The 21,298-nt window shown below is 65.4% G+C and carries 23 protein-coding genes; 11 read left to right on the forward strand and 12 right to left on the reverse strand.

The window, feature by feature from the left end; genetic code table 11:
- Positions 1-58 precede the first annotated feature (58 nt).
- A complete protein-coding gene (locus tag VSX77_RS02935; protein ID WP_338426174.1) occupies positions 59-1,417 on the reverse strand; it encodes an OprO/OprP family phosphate-selective porin in 1,359 nt (452 codons plus the stop codon).
- Positions 1,418-1,633: 216 nt separating this feature from the next.
- Here VSX77_RS02935 and VSX77_RS02940 point away from each other — a divergent pair, with 216 nt between their 5' ends.
- Complete coding sequence (locus tag VSX77_RS02940) at positions 1,634-2,536, forward strand: SDR family oxidoreductase (RefSeq protein WP_338426175.1); 903 nt, start codon at positions 1,634-1,636, stop codon at positions 2,534-2,536.
- Positions 2,537-2,766: 230 nt separating this feature from the next.
- On the forward strand, positions 2,767-3,825 hold the full coding sequence (locus VSX77_RS02945; RefSeq protein ID WP_338426176.1) for a hypothetical protein: 1,059 nt from the start codon (positions 2,767-2,769) through the stop codon (positions 3,823-3,825).
- 46 nt (positions 3,826-3,871) lie between these two features.
- On the opposite strand, the gene VSX77_RS02950 is transcribed toward VSX77_RS02945, so the two are convergent.
- The 6 genes from VSX77_RS02950 to VSX77_RS02975 all read right to left on the reverse strand — a co-directional run bounded on the left by VSX77_RS02950 (position 3,872) and on the right by VSX77_RS02975 (position 8,793).
- Positions 3,872-4,219, reverse strand: coding sequence for a DUF2794 domain-containing protein (locus VSX77_RS02950; RefSeq protein ID WP_338426177.1), 348 nt, complete (start codon positions 4,217-4,219; stop codon positions 3,872-3,874).
- Positions 4,219-4,932, reverse strand: coding sequence for a serine O-acetyltransferase EpsC (gene epsC, locus VSX77_RS02955; protein ID WP_338426178.1), 714 nt, complete (start codon positions 4,930-4,932; stop codon positions 4,219-4,221). Before epsC ends, VSX77_RS02950 begins: the two co-directional genes overlap by 1 nt.
- 83 nt (positions 4,933-5,015) lie before the next feature.
- Positions 5,016-5,615, reverse strand: coding sequence for a hypothetical protein (locus VSX77_RS02960; protein ID WP_338426179.1), 600 nt, complete (start codon positions 5,613-5,615; stop codon positions 5,016-5,018).
- Between the two features lie 116 nt (positions 5,616-5,731).
- On the reverse strand, positions 5,732-7,159 hold the full coding sequence (locus tag VSX77_RS02965; protein ID WP_338426180.1) for a pyruvate dehydrogenase complex E1 component subunit beta: 1,428 nt from the start codon (positions 7,157-7,159) through the stop codon (positions 5,732-5,734).
- A gap of 1 nt (position 7,160) precedes the next feature.
- Positions 7,161-8,231, reverse strand: a complete 1,071-nt coding sequence (gene pdhA, locus VSX77_RS02970; protein WP_338426181.1) for a pyruvate dehydrogenase (acetyl-transferring) E1 component subunit alpha — start codon at positions 8,229-8,231, stop codon at positions 7,161-7,163.
- A gap of 238 nt (positions 8,232-8,469) precedes the next feature.
- Positions 8,470-8,793, reverse strand: a complete 324-nt coding sequence (locus tag VSX77_RS02975) for an FtsB family cell division protein (RefSeq protein WP_338426182.1) — start codon at positions 8,791-8,793, stop codon at positions 8,470-8,472.
- A 114-nt stretch (positions 8,794-8,907) separates the two neighbouring features.
- On the opposite strand from VSX77_RS02975, the gene VSX77_RS02980 reads away from it, so the two are divergent.
- Positions 8,908-10,206: a hypothetical protein gene (locus tag VSX77_RS02980; protein WP_338426183.1), complete on the forward strand. Its 1,299-nt coding sequence runs from the start codon at positions 8,908-8,910 to the stop codon at positions 10,204-10,206.
- Positions 10,207-10,233: 27 nt separating this feature from the next.
- Here VSX77_RS02980 and eno read toward each other — a convergent pair whose 3' ends face one another.
- Positions 10,234-11,508, reverse strand: coding sequence for a phosphopyruvate hydratase (gene eno / locus VSX77_RS02985; RefSeq protein WP_338426184.1), 1,275 nt, complete (start codon positions 11,506-11,508; stop codon positions 10,234-10,236).
- 201 nt (positions 11,509-11,709) lie between these two features.
- Here eno and VSX77_RS02990 point away from each other — a divergent pair, with 201 nt between their 5' ends.
- From VSX77_RS02990 to VSX77_RS03010, 5 genes are all read left to right on the forward strand, one after another.
- Positions 11,710-12,255 (forward strand): hypothetical protein, encoded by a 546-nt coding sequence (locus VSX77_RS02990; RefSeq protein ID WP_338426185.1) that lies wholly within the window; start codon positions 11,710-11,712, stop codon positions 12,253-12,255.
- Between the two features lie 7 nt (positions 12,256-12,262).
- A complete protein-coding gene (locus VSX77_RS02995; RefSeq protein WP_338426186.1) occupies positions 12,263-12,712 on the forward strand; it encodes a phage holin family protein in 450 nt (149 codons plus the stop codon).
- Positions 12,712-13,092 carry a hypothetical protein gene (locus tag VSX77_RS03000; protein ID WP_338426187.1) on the forward strand — a complete coding sequence of 127 codons (381 nt, stop codon included), beginning with the start codon at positions 12,712-12,714 and terminating at the stop codon, positions 13,090-13,092. Before VSX77_RS02995 ends, VSX77_RS03000 begins: the two co-directional genes overlap by 1 nt.
- Positions 13,076-13,432 carry a hypothetical protein gene (locus VSX77_RS03005; protein ID WP_338426188.1) on the forward strand — a complete coding sequence of 119 codons (357 nt, stop codon included), beginning with the start codon at positions 13,076-13,078 and terminating at the stop codon, positions 13,430-13,432. Before VSX77_RS03000 ends, VSX77_RS03005 begins: the two co-directional genes overlap by 17 nt.
- Positions 13,433-13,511: 79 nt before the next feature.
- Positions 13,512-13,727, forward strand: a complete 216-nt coding sequence (locus VSX77_RS03010) for a DUF4170 domain-containing protein (protein ID WP_338426189.1) — start codon at positions 13,512-13,514, stop codon at positions 13,725-13,727.
- A 100-nt stretch (positions 13,728-13,827) separates the two neighbouring features.
- Here the strand turns inward: VSX77_RS03010 and VSX77_RS03015 are convergent, their stop codons facing one another.
- The 3 genes from VSX77_RS03015 to VSX77_RS03025 all read right to left on the reverse strand — a co-directional run bounded on the left by VSX77_RS03015 (position 13,828) and on the right by VSX77_RS03025 (position 17,656).
- Positions 13,828-14,106 carry an ETC complex I subunit gene (locus VSX77_RS03015; protein ID WP_338426190.1) on the reverse strand — a complete coding sequence of 93 codons (279 nt, stop codon included), beginning with the start codon at positions 14,104-14,106 and terminating at the stop codon, positions 13,828-13,830.
- Between the two features lie 66 nt (positions 14,107-14,172).
- Positions 14,173-16,638, reverse strand: a complete 2,466-nt coding sequence (gene hrpB, locus VSX77_RS03020) for an ATP-dependent helicase HrpB (protein ID WP_338426191.1) — start codon at positions 16,636-16,638, stop codon at positions 14,173-14,175.
- A 4-nt stretch (positions 16,639-16,642) separates the two neighbouring features.
- On the reverse strand, positions 16,643-17,656 hold the full coding sequence (locus VSX77_RS03025) for a polyprenyl synthetase family protein (protein WP_338426192.1): 1,014 nt from the start codon (positions 17,654-17,656) through the stop codon (positions 16,643-16,645).
- Between the two features lie 106 nt (positions 17,657-17,762).
- On the opposite strand from VSX77_RS03025, the gene VSX77_RS03030 reads away from it, so the two are divergent.
- Positions 17,763-18,050: a chorismate mutase gene (locus tag VSX77_RS03030; protein WP_011540825.1), complete on the forward strand. Its 288-nt coding sequence runs from the start codon at positions 17,763-17,765 to the stop codon at positions 18,048-18,050.
- Positions 18,047-18,742, forward strand: coding sequence for a glutathione S-transferase N-terminal domain-containing protein (locus tag VSX77_RS03035; protein WP_338426193.1), 696 nt, complete (start codon positions 18,047-18,049; stop codon positions 18,740-18,742). The genes VSX77_RS03030 and VSX77_RS03035 overlap by 4 nt, the downstream gene beginning before the upstream one ends.
- 157 nt (positions 18,743-18,899) lie before the next feature.
- Here VSX77_RS03035 and VSX77_RS03040 read toward each other — a convergent pair whose 3' ends face one another.
- Positions 18,900-19,823, reverse strand: a complete 924-nt coding sequence (locus VSX77_RS03040; protein WP_338426194.1) for an alpha/beta hydrolase — start codon at positions 19,821-19,823, stop codon at positions 18,900-18,902.
- A gap of 177 nt (positions 19,824-20,000) precedes the next feature.
- On the opposite strand from VSX77_RS03040, the gene VSX77_RS03045 reads away from it, so the two are divergent.
- Positions 20,001-21,290 carry an adenylosuccinate synthase gene (locus VSX77_RS03045; RefSeq protein WP_338427200.1) on the forward strand — a complete coding sequence of 430 codons (1,290 nt, stop codon included), beginning with the start codon at positions 20,001-20,003 and terminating at the stop codon, positions 21,288-21,290.
- Positions 21,291-21,298 lie beyond the last annotated feature (8 nt).

A 21,298-nucleotide genomic window follows, 5' to 3' on the forward strand; every position in this document is an offset into this window, starting at 1 on the left:
AATCGCTTTCCGGTTCAGGGGGCGCAGCCGATAGGCCAGCGCCGCGCCCTGTGCCAGATCAAAAATCGACCTGCGTCCGCAGCCCGAAGGTGTCCGCGGTATAATCGCGGTCCCCCGTCGCCGTCGCCACGCGCGCATCGTCGATCCACAATTTGCCGTAGTTGGCGGTGATGCGGACATAGTCGATCGGTGCCCACACCAGGCCGATCAGCGCCGCCTGCTGGCGCCCGCCGACGATCCCGCCATCGTTGAGGTCGAGATGATCGTAGCGGGTGTTGACTTCGAACGCGCCGATACCGCCCTCGGTGATCGGCTTCGACGGCTTCAGCCGATCGAAGGCGCCGTCCTTGTATCCGCGGCGGTCGCCGCCCGTCAGCACCATCCCCAGCTCGGCATATCCGCCGAAGAAGGTCGGATCGGCCGATCCGGTGCGGCCCACGCGGTGCCAATAGCCCTCGGCCGCCGCGTGGAACGGCCCGGCGATCACTGCGCCTTCCAGACCGATGCCGCGCTCGCTCGCAACGTCGATCAGCCCGGTATCGACCAAACGGACATCGGTGGTGTGGGCAAAGGGCCGCGCGCGATAACGGCCGAGCGCCGCCGGATCATTGGGGTCGCGCCAGTGGCCCGATGCGGCGAGGTGGAGCTGCGTATCGCCAAGCTTCGGCATCCACACGACGCGTCCGTCGATACTGACGGCATTGTTGCTGTCATCGAGCAGATCGTCCGCATTCGCGCCGAACACGCCCCCCTGGAGCAGAAGGTCGCCGCCCTTATACTGCGCCGACAGGCCGACGCGGCGCTCGAAGCCGAACGCCTGCGCAAAGGCCGCGCGTTCCATAAAGCTGGTGAACAGATCGCTCGTCATCTCGTCGAGCGACCAGAAAGGCTTGATCTGGCCCGCAGTCACCGACAGCGGCCCGGTGCCATAGGTCAGGTAGACGTCGGTCAATTCGACCGCATTGTTCGCAAGATCGGCCTCGACGCGATAGGCGAAGCCGCCGGGAATCTTGCCATCGACGCCCAGATAGACGCGGCGGAATTCGGTTTTCAGACCGCCGCGCGCGCCCGTCACCCCGGCGGGCGTATCGACCGACGCCAGATCCATTTGCATTCGCCCGCGCGGTTTGAAGCTCCAGCCGTCGGCGGTCTTGATCTCGGGCGCGCCCTTCCAACTGATTTCGCTCGCGGGCTTGGCGGTAACCGACGCCGGGGTCGGCGCGGGCATGGGGGCCGGCGCCGGCTGTACGGTCGCGGCGTCGAGGCGCGATTCGAGCGTCTGGACCTGCGCCTTCAGCGCCGCAAGGTCGGCACGGAGCGCGGCGGCTTCCTCGGCCGTCATCGCCTGCGCGCGCGCCGCAGTCGGCAGGCAGAGGATCGAGGTCGCCAGCAGGGCGGCGGTCAGCGGGTGGCGCATGGTCGAGAAAGCTCCGTGACGAAAGGATTACAGACTGGCGGCGCTGTTATGACGCATAAGTGACATTCGCACGTCATTTACGTGACATTTTTATTGCATCGTCCATTTTTCCTGCCCCCTTGCCAGCGGGGCGCGAGCGGCTAAGGACGTTCCAGCTTTTCAGGCCAGTTTTTTCGGGCAACCTTTCGTGCAAAGGGCCCTTTGCGGGAGACCATCATGACGATCAAATTTGACGGCCGCGTTGCCATTGTCACCGGCGCGGGCGGCGGACTGGGCCGCGCCTATGCGCTCGAACTCGCGCGCCGCGGCGCGAAGGTCGTGGTCAACGACCTCGGCGGCGCGCGCGACGGCACCGGCCATTCGGATGCCGCCCTTGCAGTCGTCGAGGAAATCCGTGCCGCGGGCGGCACCGCGATGTCGAACGGCGGCAGCGTCACCGAATATGAACAGATGGTCGAAATGGTCGCCAAGGCGAAAGAGGAATGGGGCGGCGTCCATATTCTGATCAACAACGCCGGCATCCTGCGCGACAAGAGCTTTGCCAAGATGGAACCCGCCGATTTCGACCTGGTGCTCAAGGTCCATGTGTCGGGCAGCGCCAATGTCACCAAGGCGTGCTGGGAAACGATGCGCGAACAGGCCTATGGCCGCATCCTGATGACCGCGTCGTCGACCGGCCTCTACGGCAATTTCGGACAGGCCAATTATGGCGCCGCAAAGCTCGGTCTTGCGGGGCTCACCAAGACCCTCCACCTCGAAGGTGCGAAATATAACATCCGCTGCAACACGATCGCACCTGTCGCGGGGACGCGGATGACCGAGGACATCTTCCCCGCCGAACTGTTCGAAAAATTCACGCCTGAAAATGTCGTGCCCGCCGCGCTCTACCTCGTCAGCGAGGATGCGCCGACGAACATGATCATCGGCGCGGGCGCGGGGGCGTTCCACGCGGCCTATGTCACGATGACCCCCGGCGTCGCGCTGACCGAGGGCGAGCGCACCCCCGAAGGTGTCGCCGCAGCCTGGGATAAGATCATCGACCGCACCGGCGAGACCGTCCCGCAGTCGGGCAGCGAGCAATCGATGAACGTGATGAAGGCGTTGATGGCGCTGGGGTGAGGCATTTCAATCCTCCCTGTGGCGAAGCCATGGGAGGTGGCAGCGGCGCAGCCGTGACGGAGGGGCCATGGCGCGACGTCGCTGGCCCCTTCACCTCGCTTCGCAAGCGGTCCCCCTCCCCATCGCTGCGCGACAGGGAGGATCACGGCGCCATACCGTATTGACACAGCAACACAGTTCTGCAATTATCGTCGCGGGGCAAGGGGATCGGTCTAAGAAGGACGACCCCGATGTATAGTGAAAGCGACCTGCAAGCCGCGGTCGATGCGAAAGTTCTGACGCCGGAGGCCGCCGCGGCATTCCGGAGCCATATCGCATCGGTACGCGCCGCCCCCGGAGCGGATGAAGAATCCTTCCGCCTCATCACCGGCTTCAACGATATTTTCGTCAGCATCGCGGCGGTCATCCTGCTCGTCGCGGTCGCGTGGATCGGCCAGTCGATCCATACCGCGCTCGGCGGCGCGTTCGTTGCGCTGTCGGCGTGGTTCCTCGCCGAATATTTCACCCGCAAACGCCGCATGGCCTTGCCCAGCATCGTGCTGGTTCTTGCTTTTGCCGGCGGCGTATTTGCGACGATGGTTGGTTTCATGGTCGAACATGGCGAGGCCATTTTTGGCCGCGACCCCGGCGAAACCGTCGGTGCGATCATTGTCGGCGTGATGGCACTCATCACCGCGGCAGCAAGCTGGGCGCATTGGCGCCGCTTCATGGTGCCGATTACCGTCGCGGCGGGCACCGCCGCCCTGGCCGCGACCGCGGTCGCGCTGGTCCTGTCGCTCGTCGGATTTTCGACCTCGCCCGACATCGTCATGGCGCTGGTGCTGGTCGCCGGGCTCGGCGTCTTCACCCTCGCCATGTGGTGGGACCGCAGCGACCGGGTGCGCCAGACACGGCGCAGCGACGTCGCCTTTTGGCTTCACCTGCTCGCCGCGCCGATGATTGCGCACCCAATCTTTCATCTGCTTGGTGTTACCGACGGCAGTGACATCGGCAGCGGCGCAGCGATGCTGGTGATCGGCGTCTATATCCTGTTCGGGCTGATCGCGCTCGCGATCGATCGCCGCGCGCTGCTCGTCTCGGCACTCGCCTATGTGCTGTTCGCGATGACGCAGCTGTTCAACCAGTTCGGCGCGGTCGAACTCAACGTCGCGCTGACCGCCTTCGTGATCGGCTCGGCGCTGCTGCTGCTGTCGGCCTTCTGGCAGAATGCGCGGGTCGTCGTCGTGGGAATGCTGCCCGACAATCTGGCGAACCAGCTGCCGACGACGACACGCATCGCACAAGCCTGATCCTGTCGTCATCCCGGTGAAAGCCGGGATGACGACGTGGGCGCCGTCAGTCGCCGACCAGCTTCATGAGCTTGCGTTCGACGGGGGCGAGCACATTGGACAGCTCGTCCCCCCGCTTCAAGATCGCCCCGGCTTCGGAGACCAAGGCCCACATGCCTTGGCGACTCCGCAAGGCGGGGCGTTTTTCAATGCGGTATTCGGGGCGCTCGGCGGCGCGGCGAAACGCCGAAAAAATCGCGGCGTCGCGATGGAAATCCATCGCATAGTCGCGCCAATGACCCGCCGCGACCATGCGGCCGTAAAGGTCGAGGATCCGGGTCAGTTCAGCGCGGTCGAAACCCGTCTGGAGCGGCGTTGCCCTGTTCGCGAACGGCAGCGGCGTCACAGTTCCCATCAGGCGCTTTTCCGGCTCCCTTTGCGCCGCGGCGCTTCGCTCTCCGTCGCCGTCGCATCGCGTTCGGCGATCAGCGCGGCGAGTTGCTTCTGCATAAGCTCCAGCTGGCATTGCAGCAATTCGACCTTTTGCGTCGCCGGATCGAAGGTTTCGGTGCACGTGCCATAAGGCACGAATTCGCGCGCATATTCGGCGGCATCGACCAATGTCGAGCGCGCCGGGATGCCCACCATCACCGCCCCTTCGGGTACGTCCTTGGTCACCACCGCATTGGCGCCAACGCGCGCGCGCGCATTGACAGTGATCGGCCCCAATATCTGTGCGCCGGAACCGACGATGACGTCGTCGGCCAGCGTCGGGTGGCGCTTGCCCCCGACACCGTTGGCGGGATCGGTACCGCCCAGCGTCACGCATTGATAAATCGTGACATTGTCGCCGATCTCGGCGGTTTCACCGATGACGGTAAAGCCATGGTCGATAAACAGGTGGCGGCCGATCTTCGCCCCCGGATGGATGTCGATCGCGGTCAGGAAGCGCGTGAGGTGATTGACGAAACGCGCGAGGAAGAACAATCGCGCCTCGAACAGCCAGTGCGCGATGCGGTGCATGCCGACCGCGACCAGCCCCGGATAAAGCAGGATTTCCCAACGCGACCGCGGCGCAGGGTCGCGCGCCTTGATCGAATCGAGATAGGCGATCAGCCCGTTGAACATAAACGTCCCCTGCGACCCTATTTCTGTACCGGGCAAGATAGATGTTCACCGGCGGCTTTTCCACCCCCGGCGCGATTTTATCGTCAGCGGCCGAAAAGCCCGATGCGCAAAAGCAGCAATCCCTCGCTGCGCAGGCTGCGCTCGCCAGCGCGCGCCGCAATCACCGCCGCCCAGCGATCGAGCATCAGCAACGCACGGTTTCCGGCGAAATCGCCGCGCGCTGGCGCCTCGGCGTTTTTGGCGTCGGCCAGAAGGCGGCGCGCCGCATCCTCCGCCTCGACGACGCCAGCGCCCCAAAGCAGGCCCCAGCGTGTCCCGGCCGCTTCGCCGCCACCCGACAGCGCGAAGAGCGCTGCGCCGAAGCTTGCGGCCGCCGCGCGCTGCGCGGCATCGCCCTCGGCCAGCAGCATCGCTTCGGCCGCATCGACCAGCGCATCGAGCCCGCCCTGCCCGGCCCAGCTTGCCGCGAGGTCGGCGAGCAGCGGTTCACCCTTGGGCAGTGCGGCAGGATCGCTCGCAAGCATCGCCATCATGTCGCGCCACCACGCAAGCTTGATCTGCCCGATCAGCGGCTCGCGCGCATCGAGCAGCAATTTGGTCAGCCGCGCGGCGAGCCCCCACAGCACCGCCATCGCCCCGCGCCGCGCCCGCGGCACCGCGACGATGACGCGCGGATCGCGCATGTCAGGGTAGGCGCTGGGTTCAGCCGTCGCCCCCGCGAAGGCGGGGGCCGATGTCGGTTTATTTGGCATGGAAGGGCAAGGCCGATGACGGCCCCCGCCTTCGCGGGGGCGACGGATTAACGATTGAGAACCGCCTTCACTGCCTTAACCACCCGCGGCGTGTCGATCAGCGCCGCCTTTTCGAGATTGTTGGCATAGGGCAGCGGAACATCCTCGTTGCACACGCGCATCACAGGCGCGTCGAGATCGTCGAAACCCTGCTCCATTGCGACCATCGCAAGCTCACTGGCGATCGAGCACACCGGCCAGCCTTCCTCGACAATGACCAGGCGGTTCGTCTTTTTCAGGCTGGCGAGCACCGTCGCGGTGTCGAGCGGGCGCAAGGTGCGCAGGTCGATCACCTCGGCGTCGATGCCTTCGCCGGCCAGTTGGTCGGCGGCTTCGAGCGCAATCCCGACGCCGATCGAATAGCTGACGACTGTGACGTCGCTGCCCTCGCGCATGGTGCGCGCCTTGCCGATCGGCAGCACGAAATCTTCGACCTCGGGCACGTCGAAGCTGCGGCCATAGAGCAGCTCGTTTTCGAGGAACACGACGGGGTCTTCGGTGCGGATCGCCGCCTTGAGCAGTCCCTTGGCGTCGGCGGCGTCATAGGGCGCAATGACGATCAAGCCGGGGACGCTGGCGTACCAGGGCGCGTAATTCTGGCTGTGCTGCGCGCCGACGCGCGCCGCGGCGCCGTTGGGCCCGCGGAACACGATCGGGCAGCGCATCTGCCCGCCCGACATATAGTTGGTCTTCGCCGCCGAGTTGATGATGTGGTCGATCGCCTGCATCGCGAAGTTGAACGTCATGAACTCGATGATCGGGCGAAGGCCGCCCATCGCCGCGCCCGCGCCGAGTCCGGCAAATCCATATTCGGTGATCGGCGTGTCGATGACGCGGCGCGCGCCGAATTCGTCGAGCAGGCCCTGCGTTACCTTGTACGCGCCCTGATATTCGGCGACTTCCTCACCCATCACGAAAACCCGGTCGTCGGCGCGCATCTCTTCGGCCATCGCATCGCGCAGCGCTTCGCGGACGGTGAGCTTGACCATCGCGGTGCCCTCGGGGATCGCGGGGTCGGAGGCGCGTTCGGTCGCGGCGGGTTTTGCCGCAACGGGAGCAGGTGCGGGCTCATCCGTCGCCCCCGCGGAGGCGGGGGCCGTTGTGTTGGGCGCACTACTGCCAGCGGCCCCCGCCTTCGCGGGGGCGACGTCCTTTTCGTCAGCGGCAGCAGGCGCCGGAGAGGACGCCTCCTCCCCCTCACCCGTAATCGTCGCGATCACGGTGCCGACCTTCACATTGTCGGTGCCTTCGGGAACGAGGATCTGGCCGATTATGCCCTCATCGATCGCTTCGAATTCCATCGTCGCCTTGTCGGTTTCGATCTCGGCCAGGATGTCGCCCGACTTCACCGTGTCGCCTTCCTTGACGAGCCATTTGGCGAGCGTGCCTTCTTCCATCGTCGGCGACAGCGCCGGCATCTTCAATTCGATGGCCATCTCAATATTGCTCCACCAGCACGTCGGTATAAAGTTCGGAAAGGTCGGGTTCGGGCGCGCTTTCGGCAAAGTCGGCCGAGTCGGCCACGATCGCGCGGATCTCCTTGTCGATCTCCTTGAACTTGTCCTCGCCGATGCCCGCCTCGGTCATCAATTTCTTGAGGTGCTCGATCGCGTCGCTCTTGTCGCGCACCGCCTGCACCTCTTCGCGGCTGCGATATTTGGCGGGGTCGGACATCGAATGGCCGCGGTAGCGATAGGTTTTGAGTTCCATCAGCACCGGCCCTTTGCCCGCACGCACCCATTCGAGCGCTGCCTCGGCCGCGCCGCGCACCGCGAGCACGTCCATGCCGTCGACCTGCATCCCCGGAATGCGGAAGCTTTCGCCGCGGCGATACAGCTGATCCTCGGCCGACGAGCGATTGACGCTGGTGCCCATCGCATATTGGTTGTTCTCGATCACGAAGATGATCGGCAGCTTCCACAGCTCGGCCATGTTGAAGCTCTCGTAAACCTGTCCCTGGTTCGCGGCGCCGTCGCCGAAATAGGCCATCGCCACGCCGCCGTCGCCGCGATATTTGTGCGCGAAGGCAAGGCCGGTGCCGAGCGACACCTGCGCGCCGACGATGCCGTGACCGCCGTAAAATTTATGCTCGACGCTGAACATGTGCATCGATCCGCCCTTGCCCTTCGAGATGCCGGCCTGGCGCCCCGTCAGTTCGGCCATGATGACCTTGGGGTCGATACCATAAGCGAGCATATGGCCATGGTCGCGGTAACCGGTGATCACGCTGTCCTTGTCGCCGTCGAGCGCCGATTGCAGGCCCACTGCCACGGCTTCCTGGCCGATATACAGGTGACAAAAACCGCCGATCAGCCCCAGCCCGTAAAGCTGCCCTGCTTTCTCCTCGAAACGGCGGATCAGCAGCATTTCGCGATAGAATTTTTCTAGCTCTTCGGGCGTCGCGTCATAGGGAACGGGATCGCGCGGCTGCTCGCGATTGGACGAGGGAGCTGGGGTCGAAGCGACTTTTTTTGGCGCGGCAGTCTTACGCGCGGGTGCTTTGGCCAAGGGAGGTTTCCTTTGCATTTAGCCGTTACGGCAAGGCTCCCTATAGGAGCGGCGCGACGGGTTTGGCAACGCCTGCCATGGCGGCAGTCAGGGCCGCCTTACGTATGCAGCAAAGAGACTCTTGACCCGTCATTGCGAGCGAAGCGAAGCAATCTCCAGCTATCGACATTGCCCGCGCGATCGCTGGAGATTGCTTCGTCGCCTCCGGCTCCTCGCAATGACGCTCAATTAGGAGACGCTACTTCGCCTCGGGCTCCATGGGAATGATCACCTCGTCGGGGTGATAGGCGCCCAGCTTCTCGCGCACATATTCCTCGGCCAGATCGGGATCGACGCGCCGCTGGTCGAGCAGGTTGACGCGGTTCTGAAGCTCGCGCTCTTTCTTCACGAGTTCGTTAAGCACGACGCGCTTCTTTTCGACCGACTGGCCATATTCGCCCCAGGCATAAAGCCCCGTCGGCCCGAAAATCGCATAGCCGAGCATCGCCAGCACCGCGATCACCGCGACCGCAGGACCGACGGCTCGGTTCATCGATTTGCGGAATTTGTGGCGCTGCGTCATCGCCGCCCTTGAATCACAGGCGATTCCTGGCGTCAAGGCTCGCCCCTGCTCTTTTCATCTTTATGTTACTATTTCCGATCAACCCATGGCCCATTCCGGCAGAAAGGATAGTCGATGCGCGAGGCCGTGGATTTGGGGGTGGCGATCTGCCTGTCTTGCACGCTGACCGTAATGGCTCCTCTACCGGTCATGGCCGCCCAATCGGTTACGGCGACGGCCGATACGACCGTCTATCGCTGCAAGGTCACCCATGGCCGGTCAATCGGCGCCGGTATCACTGCCACGGTGGATGTGCGTGCCGACGGGACGCGGGTGAAGGAAGAACAGATCCTCGGCTTTGGCCGCGGCACGCCGGGCAATATGACGGGCTCCCTCAGCATGGAGTTTCGCTCGAATTTGATCGGCAATATCGGCACGGACAACGCGCTGACTATCCGCTTCGGATCAAAAGACATTTCTGATCCTGTCAGCGGCCAGTATATGGTGCTGCGACTTCTCGATGTCGAAGGCAGGCAAGTTGACCTGCTGTCCAGTCGCATCGCAAAGAACAAGCAGTTCATTTTCGCGGCGCCCAAGCTGCTCGAAGTTTCTGGTGGTTCTGGCCAACGGCTAACTGAAGCCCGGCTTTATGAAAGCGACGGCACCCTCCGTACGACTTTCCTGACCGCGCCTCTCGATGTCGGCGGACTGAAGCGAGCCCTCGCCTTTATCGAGCCCGTCAAAAATGCCGTCGATCATATTGTGGCCACCAGCATTGCGGCTGGAAGCCTGGCCGAAAACTGTTCGCCGATCGACAGCAAGACGGGATATTACCGCCACGGTTACTGGTGCCGAGCCTCTTTGCTGGACGGCAAAGACAAAATCCGTGTCGATGAAAGCTCCGGGATGCTCGATCGCGCCCTCGGCAACCACGTCCGATTTACTGCCGAGTTCATTCATCGTGATCCCGAACAGTTTCTGGACACATCGCTTCTGGCCATCGCACATTTCGGCGAACTGCGGATCATGGGGCAATATAACGGCCCTGATCGCGGCATCATGGACCGATCAGAGCGGTCGGATCACAAGCAATATTACCCGCCGATTGTCGCGATGGAATTCACGTCGCCCGAGCGGACCTATCGCGAGTGGGGTCAAAACAATGTGAATTTTCGGGGAGGCCTTGCCAGCACGTCAATTTGGGACGTTCATTATGGACCGCCTGACGTCACCCGCTATATTCCGACGAAAATCGCAGCCTACCGGCCCAGCGGTCAATGGCTTGCCCAAGAAGAGATAGACTGGGCAAGCATTGAGGCAACGCAAAAGCGGCTGTTGCGCGACGTTCTGGCGCGGGAAAAACAGCCCGTCGGTGCCTGCGAATTTTCCAAGACTTTGATGAACAATCCCGACGAGATCGTCGTCATCAACTGACGACCCCGTCGGTCATCGACCACCTTATCAGCCGAAGATCGACGCGCCCGGATAGCGTGCCATGTCGCCCAGCTCTTCTTCGATACGGATCAACTGGTTGTATTTGGCGAGCCGGTCCGAACGCGCGAGGCTGCCGGTCTTGATCTGGCCGCAGTTGGTCGCGACGGCAAGGTCGGCGATCGTCGAGTCTTCGGTTTCGCCCGAACGATGCGACATCACCGCAGTGTAGCGCGCGCGGTGTGCCATATCGACCGCGTCCAATGTTTCGGACAGCGTGCCGATCTGGTTGACCTTGACGAGCAGCGAGTTGGCAAGACCGTCCTCGATCCCCTGCTCCAGCCGCGCCGGGTTGGTAACGAACAAATCGTCGCCGACGAGTTGGCACTTGTCGCCGACCAGGTCGGTCAGCGCCTTCCAACCGGTGAAGTCGTCCTCGCTCATCCCGTCCTCGATCGACAGAATCGGATAGTCGTTCACCAGCGCGGCGAGATAGTCGGCCATCTGCTCGGGGCTGAGCGACAGCCCCTCACCGCTGATCTCATATTTCCCGTTCTTGAAAAATTCGGTCGCGGCGCAATCGAGCGCGAGCATAACGTCGGTGCCGAGCTTGAAGCCCGCCTGATCGACCGAGGCGGCGATGAAGTCGAGCGCGGCGCGCGTCGAGGCGAGGTTCGGCGCGAAGCCGCCTTCGTCGCCGACCGCGGTCGCAAGGCCCTTCGCCGACAGGCCTTTCTTCAGCGTGTGGAAAATCTCGCTGCCCCAGCGCACCGCTTCGGCGATGCTGCCCGCGCCGACGGGCATGATCATGAATTCCTGCACATCGATCGGGTTGTCGGCATGTTCGCCGCCGTTGATGATATTCATCATCGGCACCGGCAAGGTGCGCGCCGACACGCCGCCGACATAACGATAGAGCGGCAGACCGCGCGCATCCGCCGCGGCCTTCGCGGCGGCAAGGCTGACGCCGAGGATCGCGTTGGCGCCAAGGCGGCTCTTGTTCGGCGTGCCGTCGAGGTCGATCATCGCCATGTCGATCTCGCGCTGGTCCTCGGCATCGAGGCCGACGAGCGCTTCGGCGATGTCGCCGTTCACCGCCGCGACCGCCTTGGTCACGCCCTTGCCCAGATACCGCGCCTTGTCGCCGTCGCGCAGCTCGACCGCTTCGTGTGCGCCGGTCGACGCGCCCGAGGGCACCGCGGCGCGGCCGAAGCTGCCATCCTCCAGCAGCACATCGACTTCGACGGTCGGATTGCCGCGGCTGTCGAGGATTTCGCGGCCGTGGATGTCGATAATGGCGGTCATGGATGTCGTCCCTGATGACGGCCGCAGGCGGCCGGATGGATGAGGCGCCCGCCTGTTATCGACGCCTTTCCGCTAGTGCAACTGCTGCATAGGAATTTTGCGTGGGGATGGAACCAATGGGCGCGCCTTGCTATATATTGGTACAGGATGAAAAAGGATGCCCGCCCGCGCGGTGCCTGAACGACAGAAGAGGATATGATGATGGCAAAAGCCGCTACTCCCGCGACCAAGAAGCCCGCGGCGCCCCGTCCCCGGGCCCCCGCCAAGCCCGCCGCCATCAAGGCGGCGCCCGCGCCCAAGCCCGCGTCGGTGAAGGCCGCGAAGGAGCATCCGATCCGTGACCAGCTCGCCGCCACGCGCAACACGATCAAGTCCGAAGCGTCGAAGAAGGCCGCCTCGCTGAAGGAAGAAGCCGCCGCGCTGAAAAAGCAGGCATCGACCACCGCGCGCGACGCCGCGACGAAGGGCAAGGGCAAGGCGGCCGAGGCCGTCGGCAGCCTCGCCAAGATGCTCGAGGACAGCGCAGGCACAGTCGATACAAAGTTCGGCAAGCAATATGGCGACTATGCCCGCTCGGCTGCCGCTACCGTCGCCGGGCTCGCGACCAGCCTCGACAAGAAGGATCTCGACGAACTCGCCGCCTCGACGCGCGACATGGTCAAGAAGAACCCCGCAATCGCGGTTGGCGCCGCGACGGTGATCGGCTTCGTGCTCGCCCGGATGCTCAAGGGCGGCTCGAACGATTGATCGGTCCTTGGCATCCCCCGATCCCGAATCCCCCGCGCCCGCCGGGCGCAGCTTTGACGGCATAAGCCACGGCTATGCACCCGACAGCCGTCCCGCGACCAGCGAACCCGTGCCGCTCGACAAGATTGTCGGCGATGTCGTCGACAATCTGTCGGAAACCGCGAAGGCGGAACTGGCGCTAATCGAGGCGCGCGGCGAACTTGCGCTGCACGGCGCGACATGGAGCGCCGCGTGGGGCACGCTCGCCGCCTGCGCGCTCGGCGTCGCGATGCTCGCGCTGGCCTTCGGCGGGATTCTCGTGCTCGCACCACATGTCGGGCCCCTGCTCGCCACGATCATCGTCGTGGCGGTGCTGCTGCTCATCGCGGCGCTCGCCGGGTGGCGCGCGCGCCGGGCGTATGAGGATATCCGCACCGCGCTGCGGCGCGATCTGGTGAACGAAGGGATCGACGACTGATGCCGCGCACGCGCAACCGCCTGATCGCCGCCGCGCGCCGTTCGATGCTGCAACGCGCCGAACTTTATCGGCGGCTCGGCATCGCCAAGGCGGCGCTCCGTCCCGCGGCGCTGGTCGATCGCGGCAAATATCGCGCACGCACCAAGATCGACGATGCCGCGCACGTGGTGCAGCAGGAGTTTCGCGATAATCGCTGGCCCATCGCGATCGCCGCCGCGGCCGGGATCACTTGGCTCCTGCGCGAACCGATCAAGGAACATGCACCCAAAGTGGCGCGCAAGATGCAAGATATGGCGACGGGGATCGCCGATCATTTTCGCGCCGATACGGCGTCAGAAGATGATGAACCAATGGAGGAAGATGATGAAGCCGCTCAGTGAAACGGCGCGTGACGCGCGTACGAAAGCGAGTGAACTTGCGGAGAAAACCGCCGAAAACGCCCGCCTCACCGCCGAAGCGGCAAAGGCGCGCATCCAGGACGGCTATGGCCGCGCGCGCGCCGCGACGGAAGACCTCGCCGCGCGCGCGGGCGAACAGGCCGGTGCGGCGCGCGAGGCCGCCGGCGAAGCCTATGCCAAGGGCAAGGTTCAGGCCAAGCGCGCGAACAGCAAGCTCAAGGACGTCGCCGAAAAGCAGCCGCTGGCCCTTGTTGCAGGCGCTGCGGCCATCGGCGCGCTGCTTGGATCGCTGTTGCCCAAGGGGCGTTCGGGGGAGGAATGAGCCCGCTTGCTCCGAACGAAAACCGCTGTTAGGGGCCGCCGCTTCTCCCCATCAGCGGTACTCCGCAAGGAAAACAGCCATGAGCAAATTGCACCTCGTGTTCGGCGGACGGGTCAGCGATCCGCAGGGTCTCGACTTCGTCGACCTTGCCAATCTCGATGTCGTCGGCCTCTATCCCGACTATAAATCCGCCGAAAAGGCGTGGCGCAGCGCGGCGCAGCGCACCGTCGACGATGCCGAAATGAAATATGTCGTCGTTCACCTGCACAAACTGTTGCAGCCCGACGCGAAATAATGATCGTCGCCCCCGCGGAGGCGGGGGCCGCTGTCGGGATTAAGCGACCATGCTGGATAAGGGTTCCTGCGGCCCCCGCCTTCGCGGGGGCGACGTTTAATTAACGAAAATTATCGGCGTAGGCCTGGATCTTCAGCTTGCGCACCGGTGCCGGCATCACCTCCGCATCGATGCCATATTTTTCGGCATAGGCGACCGCGTCGTCGCGGCTCGCAAAGCCCAGGCGCAGCTGGCGCTGCGTATCCCCGCTCCCCGCCCAGCCCATCAGCGGATCGGGCTTGCGCGCTTCGGCGGGCGCGAATTCCAGGATCCAGCGATCGGTGCCGGCGCGACCCGACTGCATCGCATTCTTGGGCTTCTGGAAGATACGCGCTTTCATCGGGTCGTCCTGTTACTGGTGCCGGTGTGGCCGCCTTAGCCGCAAGCCCCGCCCGCGAAAAGAGGTCTATTGCGCATCGCGCCGCGCCTGCGCCGCCTTGGTCATCAGCGTGGGGTGCGCATTCGCCGGATCGTCGGGCCAGCTATGCTTGGGATAGCGGCCGCGCATCTCGCGCGCGACATCGTGCCAGCTGCCCGCCCAGAAGGACGCCAGATCGCGCGTCGTCTGGATCGGCCGGTGCGCGGGCGAGGTGAGCGCAAGAATCAGTGGCACCGGCGGATCGCCAACGGTCGGATGGCGCGACTGCCCGAACATCTCCTGCACCCGCACGGTGACCGTCGGACCGCCGTCGGCGCCATAGTCGATCGGATGCCTGCTGCCCGCCGGCGTCGTATAGTCGCCGGGCGCATGTTTTTCGAGCAGTTGCCGCGCCGGCCAGTCGAGCATCGCCATCAGCGCATCGGCAAGCCTGCGGTCGCCGATGTCGCGCAGCCCCCGGCAATGCCCGAGCAACGGTTCGAGCCAGATTTCGAGACTGTCGCCGAGCGCGCTGGTCGACAGCGCATCGATCCCCGCGAAGGAGGCGCGCTGGCGCAGCGCCTGCGCCGCCGGCCCCCAGCCGATCAGGCTCAGCCCCTTGTCGCGCACCGCCGCCATGCGCACCGCTATGTCGCTCTCCGCATGGTCGCCGCGCGGCACCTGCCCGCTCGTCAGCGCGATCGCGCCAAGCCGCCGCTCGCGGCGATGATCGACGCGGTCGGCCGCGCTGTCATAGCGGCTCGCCGAATGGGACAGAATGCGGTCAGCGAACAACGTTTCGACCTCGGCCGCTGCGATCGGCGCCGTGGCGAGGATGCGCACGCCCGCCGCATGACCCTGTGCATCGGCGATCGCGAGCCATTCATGGTTGCTCAGCGGATCGACCGGATCGATGCGATAGGCGCGCCCGCCAACGCTCAGATACTCGCCGCGCTGACCCGCGCGCCGACGCGCGACGCGCTCGGGCCAGGCGCTTGCGATCCAGCCGCCGATCGAACGCGGTGCGGTATCGCCCGCGTCCGCCGCGAGCCTCTCGGCAATGCCCGACAGCCGCCGCGCCAGGCGAAACGCCCCTTCGGACCGCGCGTCGCGCTGTCCGCGCCAGCGCGCCAACCGCGCCTCGACATCGACGCCGCGCCCGCCGAGGCCCGGTTCGGTAAGCAGCACCGCGAGGCGTCCCGCCAGCTCACCCTCCCCCGCTCGCGCCGCGTCGAGAAGCATGTGTGCGAGCGGCACCGGAAGCGGGATCGCCGCGAGCGCCTTGCCATGCGCGGTGATCCGCCCATCTTCGCCAAGGGCACCGATCCCCTGCAGCCGCGTCTTCGCTTCGGCGACCGCGGCGGGCGACGGCGGATCGAGCCAGCCCAATTGGCGCGGGTCAATGATACCCCAGCTCGCGCAATCGAGCACGACGGGCATCAGGTCGCTTTCGTGGATTTCGGGCGGGTCGAAGGGCGGCATTCCCGCGGTCGCCGCCGCTTCCCACAGCCGATAGGCCACTCCCGGCCCCTGCCGCGCCGCGCGCCCCGCGCGCTGCGTCGCCGACGCCTGGCTCGCGCGTTCGGTGACGAGGCGCGATATGCCCGCCGCCTTGTCGAAGCGCGGCCGGCGCGACAGGCCCGCGTCGATGACGATGCGCACGCCGTCGATCGTCAGGCTGGTTTCGGCGATGCTCGTTGCGAGGATCAGCTTGCGCCGTCCCTCGGGGTCGCGGACAAGCGCCTTGCGCTGTAGCGCCGGGTCGATCTGCCCGTGCAGCCGGTGGACGGCGAGCGGCAGGCGCGCCTCCTCCACCGCATTCGCCGCGCGGTCGATGTCGGCGGCGCCGGGCAGGAACGTGAGCATGTCGCCCTCTGTCTCATCCGCCATCGCCTGCCTCACCGCCGCCAGCACCGACGCTTCCAGCCGGTCTTCGGCACGGCGGCCGATGTGGCGGAGGTCGAGCGGGAAAATCTTGCCCTCACTCCTCACCACCGGCGCATCGCCGAGCAGCGCACCGAAGCGCGCCCCATCGAGCGTTGCCGACATGGCGATCAGGCGCAGATCGTCGCGCAGCCCCTGCTGCGCGTCGATTGCCAATGCGAGCGCGAAATCACCGTCGAGGCTGCGCTCGTGCACCTCGTCGAACAGCACCGCCGACACGCCGGACAGTTCGGGGTCCGCAAGAATGCGGTTGCGAAACAGGCCCGGCGTCATGACTAGCAGCCGCGTCGCCCCGGATTGCTTGCTGTCGAGCCGCGTCGCATAACCGACCGTACCGCCGACCGCCTCGCCCATCTCCTCGGATATGCGTTCCGCCGCGCCGCGCGCCGCGAGCCGCCGCGGAGAGAGCAGCCACACCGCGCCCTTGCACCACGGCTGGCCCAGGATCGCCGGCGCGACGCGCGTCGTCTTGCCCGCGCCCGGCGGCGCCACGACGACCGCGTTGGGCTTCAACGTCAGTGCCGCCATGATGTCGGGCAGCACCGCGTCGATCGGCAGCGCTGGCCTCATCGGCTCAATAAGCGCGCGCGACTGCGAAGGCGACCGCTTCGGTCAGCGCCGATTTCGCCTGGCTGGCGCGGAAGCCGCCGATCGCGTCGACCGCGCGCTGGCCGTAATGCCGCGCGCGGGCCAGCGTGTCCGCGATCGTGTCATGCTTGCGCAGCAGGCTGGTGGCATGGACGAGGTCCTCGTCCGAAATCTTGTGGCCGGTGATCGCCTGTTTCCAGAACTCGCGCTCCTCGGCCGACCCGCGCGCATAGGCGAGGATGACAGGCAGCGTGACCTTGCCATCGCGGAAATCGTCGCCGACGCCTTTGCCCATGGTTTCGGCGTCGGAGACATAGTCGATGGCGTCGTCGACGAGCTGGAAGGCGATACCCAGATTTCGGCCATAGGCGTCGAGCGCGGCTTCGGTCGCTTCATCGCGTTCGGCGACGACCGCGGCGATCTTGCACGCGGCGGCGAACAGTTCGGCGGTCTTCGCATTGATGATCGCGAGATACTGGTCTTCGCTCGTTTCGATGCGGCGCTGCGCCGACAGCTGGTTGACCTCGCCCTCGGCGATCACCGCCGACGCGCGGCTGAGGATCTTCAGCACTTTCAGCGATCCGTCCTCGACCATCACCTCGAACGCACGGCTGAACAGGAAATCGCCGACGAGCACCGAGGCGCTGTTGCCCCAGATGACGTTGGCGGTCTTGCGGCCGCGGCGGAGGTCCGATTTGTCGACGACATCGTCGTGGAGCAGCGTCGCGGTGTGGATGAACTCGACCGCGGCCGCGAGCTTGCAATGGCGGCGCCCCGGATAGTCGAGCAGGCGGCCGCACGCGAGCGTCAGCATCGGGCGCATCCGTTTGCCGCCGCCCGCGATCAGATGGCCCGCCAGTTCGGGGATCAGCGGCACTTCGGACTGCATCCGGTCGAGGATGACCGCATTCACCTCATTCATGTCGGCGGCGACGAGCGCCATCATCGGGTCGAGCGAGGGCGGCGCGTCCCCGCGAAGCTGATGGATTTCGGCAGTCATATCGCCGCGACCCTTGGCGGCGCGGCCGCGATTTTGCAACGACTTTCGGCTTGCCACCGCCCCCTTGCCGGTGCCAAGCGGGCCATGAGAGACAGGAGCCCCGCGCATGGACGACCAGCTGAGCCGATACCGCCAGAGCATCGACAATATCGACGCGGCGCTCGTCTATATGCTCGCCGAACGGTTCAAGGTGACCAAGGCGGTCGGCGAGCTGAAAGCGCGCGAGGGCCTGCCCCCCGCCGACCCCGGCCGCGAGGAGCGCCAGATCGAGCGGCTGCGCGCGCTCGCCCGCGACGCCGATCTCGACCCCGAGTTCAGCGAGAAATTCCTGCGCTTCATTATCGACGAAGTGATCCGCCACCACCAGCAGGCGAAGCGCGAGCAGGGCGCATGATCATGGATCATCCGATCTTCGCGCGCTGGCCCGCCACCCATCCCGACCGCCTCCAGCTTTTTTCCGCGCCGACCCCGAACGGGGTGAAGGTCGGAATCATGCTGGAGGAGACGGGCCTCGCCTATGAGCCGCACCGCATCGACATCATGGCGGACGAAAGCCATGACCTGGCCTTCCTCGCGCTCAACCCCAATGGCAAGATTCCAGCGATCTACGACCCGCAAGGACCGGGCGGAAAGCCGCTCGCCTTGTTCGAATCGGGGGCGATCCTGATCTATCTGGCCGACAAGAGCGGGCAGTTCCTCTCGCCCGATCCGGCGGCGCGGTACGAGACGATCCAGTGGGTGATGTGGCAGATGGGCGGCGTCGGGCCGATGTTCGGCCAGCTCGGTTTTTTCCATAAATTCGCAGGACGGCAGTATGACGACAAGCGGCCGCGCGACCGCTACGCCGCCGAATCGGCGCGGTTGCTGGGGGTGCTCGATGAGCGGCTGGCGACGCGCGAATGGGTGATGGGCAGCGACTACAGCATCGCCGACATTTCGCTGCTCGGCTGGGTGCGCAATCTGATCGGCTTTTACGACGCCGCCGACATCGTCGGCTTCGATCGGTTCGCGCATGTGCAGCGCTGGCTGGATGCCGGACTGGCGCGGCCTGGCGTGCAGCGCGGGCTGGAGGTTACGGCGGGTTGAGGGCGTTTGACCGACAGCGGACGGATATACCTGATCCGTTCGCATCGAGCGAAGTCGAGATGCCCCTCGGGCTTGGTGTTATCTCGATGGGTGTCTCGACTTCGCTCGACACGAGCGGGAAAGGGCGACGGCTTACTTCCACCGCCTAATCTCCACCCTACCGCGCAAACACCCGCTTCAACCACGCATCGACAAATGCCGTCGGCGCATAGGCGGGGTCGCCAAGGCTGCGGTTGATCTCCGCATGACCTTTCAACCCCTCGCCGGGAAAGCTGCCATGCTCGACACGGCTGCCACCCTTTTCGAGCGCGGCGCCGAGCCCTTTCGCCTGCCGCACGCCATCGGCGCGCTGGACATAGAGCAGCAGGAATTCGCGCGCATTGGGCGCTGCGGCGTGCAGCGTCGGCGACAGCGCCTTCTGCCGCGCCGGGTCGGTGCCGAACGCCTGTTCAAAGGTCTTGTGCATGATCGGCGGCCCATCCTGCATCTGCGCCGCGACGTCATAGGCGGCGCCGTCGATCGGGATCACCCCGGCGATGTCGGCAAAGGACAGTCCTGCACCGCGCAGATAACGCGGATCGGTTCCGACGAGCGCCACCAGATGCGCGCCCGCGCTATGCCCCATCAGCACGATGCGCCGCCGGTCGATGCCGAGGCGGTCGGCGCGGTCGATCAGTGCCTTGACCGCGCTCGCGACATCGGCGGCTTGCTGCTCGACCGTCGACGCAGGAACGAGGCGATAGTTGATTGACGCAAAGGCATAGCCTTGCTCCGGATAATGCACGGCCTTGAAGCGTCCGGTCGCATTATCCTTGTCGCCGCGTTTCCACCCGCCGCCATGGACAAAGATGACCAGCGGGGCCGGTCCCGCCGCGCCTTTCGCGCGCCAGACGTCGAGTGTCTGGAGCGGGTCGCGGCCGTATGAAATCGTCTCGCTGCCCGGCACCTTGGGCGCATTGTCCGCTCCCATCCGCTCGGCAAGCCGCGCGCGCAGTTCTTCGCGGGCGCCGGCAAGGGGGCTGATCGAAACGCTGGCCACGGCCAACATGGCCACAATGGCCCAGCCTGCAAATTTGCGCATATCGGCACCTTTCATTCTCATTTTTATGATGATCGCGATATGGAAGCAGAATGTCGCGGCCATATGTCGTGAAATCGGCGTTTCGTAACAAATTGTGTCCCTCACCGCGCTTGCCTCCCCGCCCAAATCCGCTAAGGCCGCGCCGGGCCGATGGGCCGCATTCAGCAGGACAGCATCATGGCAAATGTTACCGTCATCGGGTCGCAATGGGGCGACGAGGGCAAGGGCAAGATCGTCGACTGGCTCGCCAGCCGCGCCGACGCGGTCGTCCGCTTTCAGGGCGGACACAACGCCGGCCATACGCTCGTCGTCGGTGAGCAGGTTTACAAACTTTCGCTGCTCCCCTCGGGTATCGTCACCGGCACGCTGTCGATCATCGGCAATGGCGTCGTGCTCGACCCTTGGGCGCTGCGCGACGAGATCGCCAAGCTGCGCGGTCAGGGCGTCGCCATCAATCCCGAGAATTTCGCGATCGCCGACAATTGCGCGCTGATCCTTCCCTTTCACCGCGACCTCGATGCGCTGCGCGAGACGGCGGCGGGCGCGGGCAAGATCGGCACCACCGGTCGCGGCATCGGCCCGGCCTATGAAGACAAGGTCGGTCGCCGCGCGATTCGCGTTTGCGACCTTGCGCATCTCGACAAGCTCGACCCGCAGATCGACCGCCTGACCGCGCATCACGACGCGCTGCGCGCCGGCTTCGGCGAACCGCCGATCGACCGCGAGCGCCTGAAGGCCGACCTCGCCGAAATCGCCGACTATGTCCTCGAATATGCGCAGCCCGTCTGGAAGCGCCTGAAAAAGGTCCGCAGGGCCGGCGCGCGCATCCTGTTCGAAGGCGCACAGGGCGTGCTGCTCGACATCGATCACGGCACCTACCCCTTCGTCACCAGTTCGAACACGGTCAGCGGCACCGCCGCGTCGGGTTCCGGCCTCGGCCCCTCGGCGGTCGGCTTCGTGCTCGGCATCGCCAAGGCCTATACGACCCGCGTCGGCAGCGGCCCTTTCCCCACCGAGCTGGAGGATGAGATCGGCCAGCGGCTGGGCGAACGCGGGCATGAATTCGGCACCGTCACCGGGCGCAAGCGGCGCTGCGGCTGGTTCGACGCGGTGCTGGTGCGGCAAAGCTGCGCGGTATCGGGCGTCACCGGCATCGCGCTGACCAAGCTGGACGTGCTCGACGGCTTCGACACCATCCGCATCTGCACCGGCTATCGCCTGCGCGGCAAGATTCTCGACTATTTCCCCGCCCACGCCGCCGACCAGGCGGAGGTCGAACCGATCTACGAGGAAATGGACGGCTGGAACGAAACCACCGCCGGCGCGCGCAGCTATGCCGACCTGCCCGCACAGGCGATCAAATATATCCAGCGCGTGCAGGAACTGATCGAAACCCCGATCGCGCTGGTCTCGACCAGCCCCGAGCGCGAAGACACGATCCTGATCCGCGATCCGTTCAGCGACTGACCCGCACC

Source organism: Sphingopyxis sp. TUF1, from assembly GCF_036687315.1.
Taxonomy (GTDB): domain Bacteria; phylum Pseudomonadota; class Alphaproteobacteria; order Sphingomonadales; family Sphingomonadaceae; genus Sphingopyxis; species Sphingopyxis kveilinensis.

Excerpts from the sequence above, each read along its gene's own strand:
- VSX77_RS02990 (WP_338426185.1), top strand. The coding sequence starts at position 11,710 with ATGGCAAAAGCCGCTACTCCCGCGACCAAGAAGCCCGCGGCGCCCCGT.
- VSX77_RS03045 (WP_338427200.1), top strand. The coding sequence starts at position 20,001 with ATGGCAAATGTTACCGTCATCGGGTCGCAATGGGGCGACGAGGGCAAG.
- VSX77_RS03025 (WP_338426192.1), bottom strand. The coding sequence starts at position 17,656 with ATGACTGCCGAAATCCATCAGCTTCGCGGGGACGCGCCGCCCTCGCTC.
- VSX77_RS02965 (WP_338426180.1), bottom strand. The coding sequence starts at position 7,159 with ATGGCCATCGAATTGAAGATGCCGGCGCTGTCGCCGACGATGGAAGAA.
- VSX77_RS02960 (WP_338426179.1), bottom strand. The coding sequence starts at position 5,615 with ATGCGCGATCCGCGCGTCATCGTCGCGGTGCCGCGGGCGCGGCGCGGG.
- VSX77_RS02980 (WP_338426183.1), top strand. The coding sequence starts at position 8,908 with ATGCGCGAGGCCGTGGATTTGGGGGTGGCGATCTGCCTGTCTTGCACG.
- VSX77_RS03040 (WP_338426194.1), bottom strand. The coding sequence starts at position 19,823 with ATGCGCAAATTTGCAGGCTGGGCCATTGTGGCCATGTTGGCCGTGGCC.
- VSX77_RS02945 (WP_338426176.1), top strand. The coding sequence starts at position 2,767 with ATGTATAGTGAAAGCGACCTGCAAGCCGCGGTCGATGCGAAAGTTCTG.
- VSX77_RS03030 (WP_011540825.1), top strand. The coding sequence starts at position 17,763 with ATGGACGACCAGCTGAGCCGATACCGCCAGAGCATCGACAATATCGAC.
- VSX77_RS02940 (WP_338426175.1), top strand. The coding sequence starts at position 1,634 with ATGACGATCAAATTTGACGGCCGCGTTGCCATTGTCACCGGCGCGGGC.
- VSX77_RS03035 (WP_338426193.1), top strand. The coding sequence starts at position 18,047 with ATGATCATGGATCATCCGATCTTCGCGCGCTGGCCCGCCACCCATCCC.
- VSX77_RS03015 (WP_338426190.1), bottom strand. The coding sequence starts at position 14,106 with ATGAAAGCGCGTATCTTCCAGAAGCCCAAGAATGCGATGCAGTCGGGT.
- hrpB (WP_338426191.1), bottom strand. The coding sequence starts at position 16,638 with ATGAGGCCAGCGCTGCCGATCGACGCGGTGCTGCCCGACATCATGGCG.
- VSX77_RS02935 (WP_338426174.1), bottom strand. The coding sequence starts at position 1,417 with ATGCGCCACCCGCTGACCGCCGCCCTGCTGGCGACCTCGATCCTCTGC.
- VSX77_RS03000 (WP_338426187.1), top strand. The coding sequence starts at position 12,712 with ATGCCGCGCACGCGCAACCGCCTGATCGCCGCCGCGCGCCGTTCGATG.
- eno (WP_338426184.1), bottom strand. The coding sequence starts at position 11,508 with ATGACCGCCATTATCGACATCCACGGCCGCGAAATCCTCGACAGCCGC.
- epsC (WP_338426178.1), bottom strand. The coding sequence starts at position 4,932 with ATGTTCAACGGGCTGATCGCCTATCTCGATTCGATCAAGGCGCGCGAC.
- VSX77_RS03005 (WP_338426188.1), top strand. The coding sequence starts at position 13,076 with ATGAAGCCGCTCAGTGAAACGGCGCGTGACGCGCGTACGAAAGCGAGT.
- VSX77_RS03010 (WP_338426189.1), top strand. The coding sequence starts at position 13,512 with ATGAGCAAATTGCACCTCGTGTTCGGCGGACGGGTCAGCGATCCGCAG.
- VSX77_RS02975 (WP_338426182.1), bottom strand. The coding sequence starts at position 8,793 with ATGACGCAGCGCCACAAATTCCGCAAATCGATGAACCGAGCCGTCGGT.
- VSX77_RS02950 (WP_338426177.1), bottom strand. The coding sequence starts at position 4,219 with ATGGGAACTGTGACGCCGCTGCCGTTCGCGAACAGGGCAACGCCGCTC.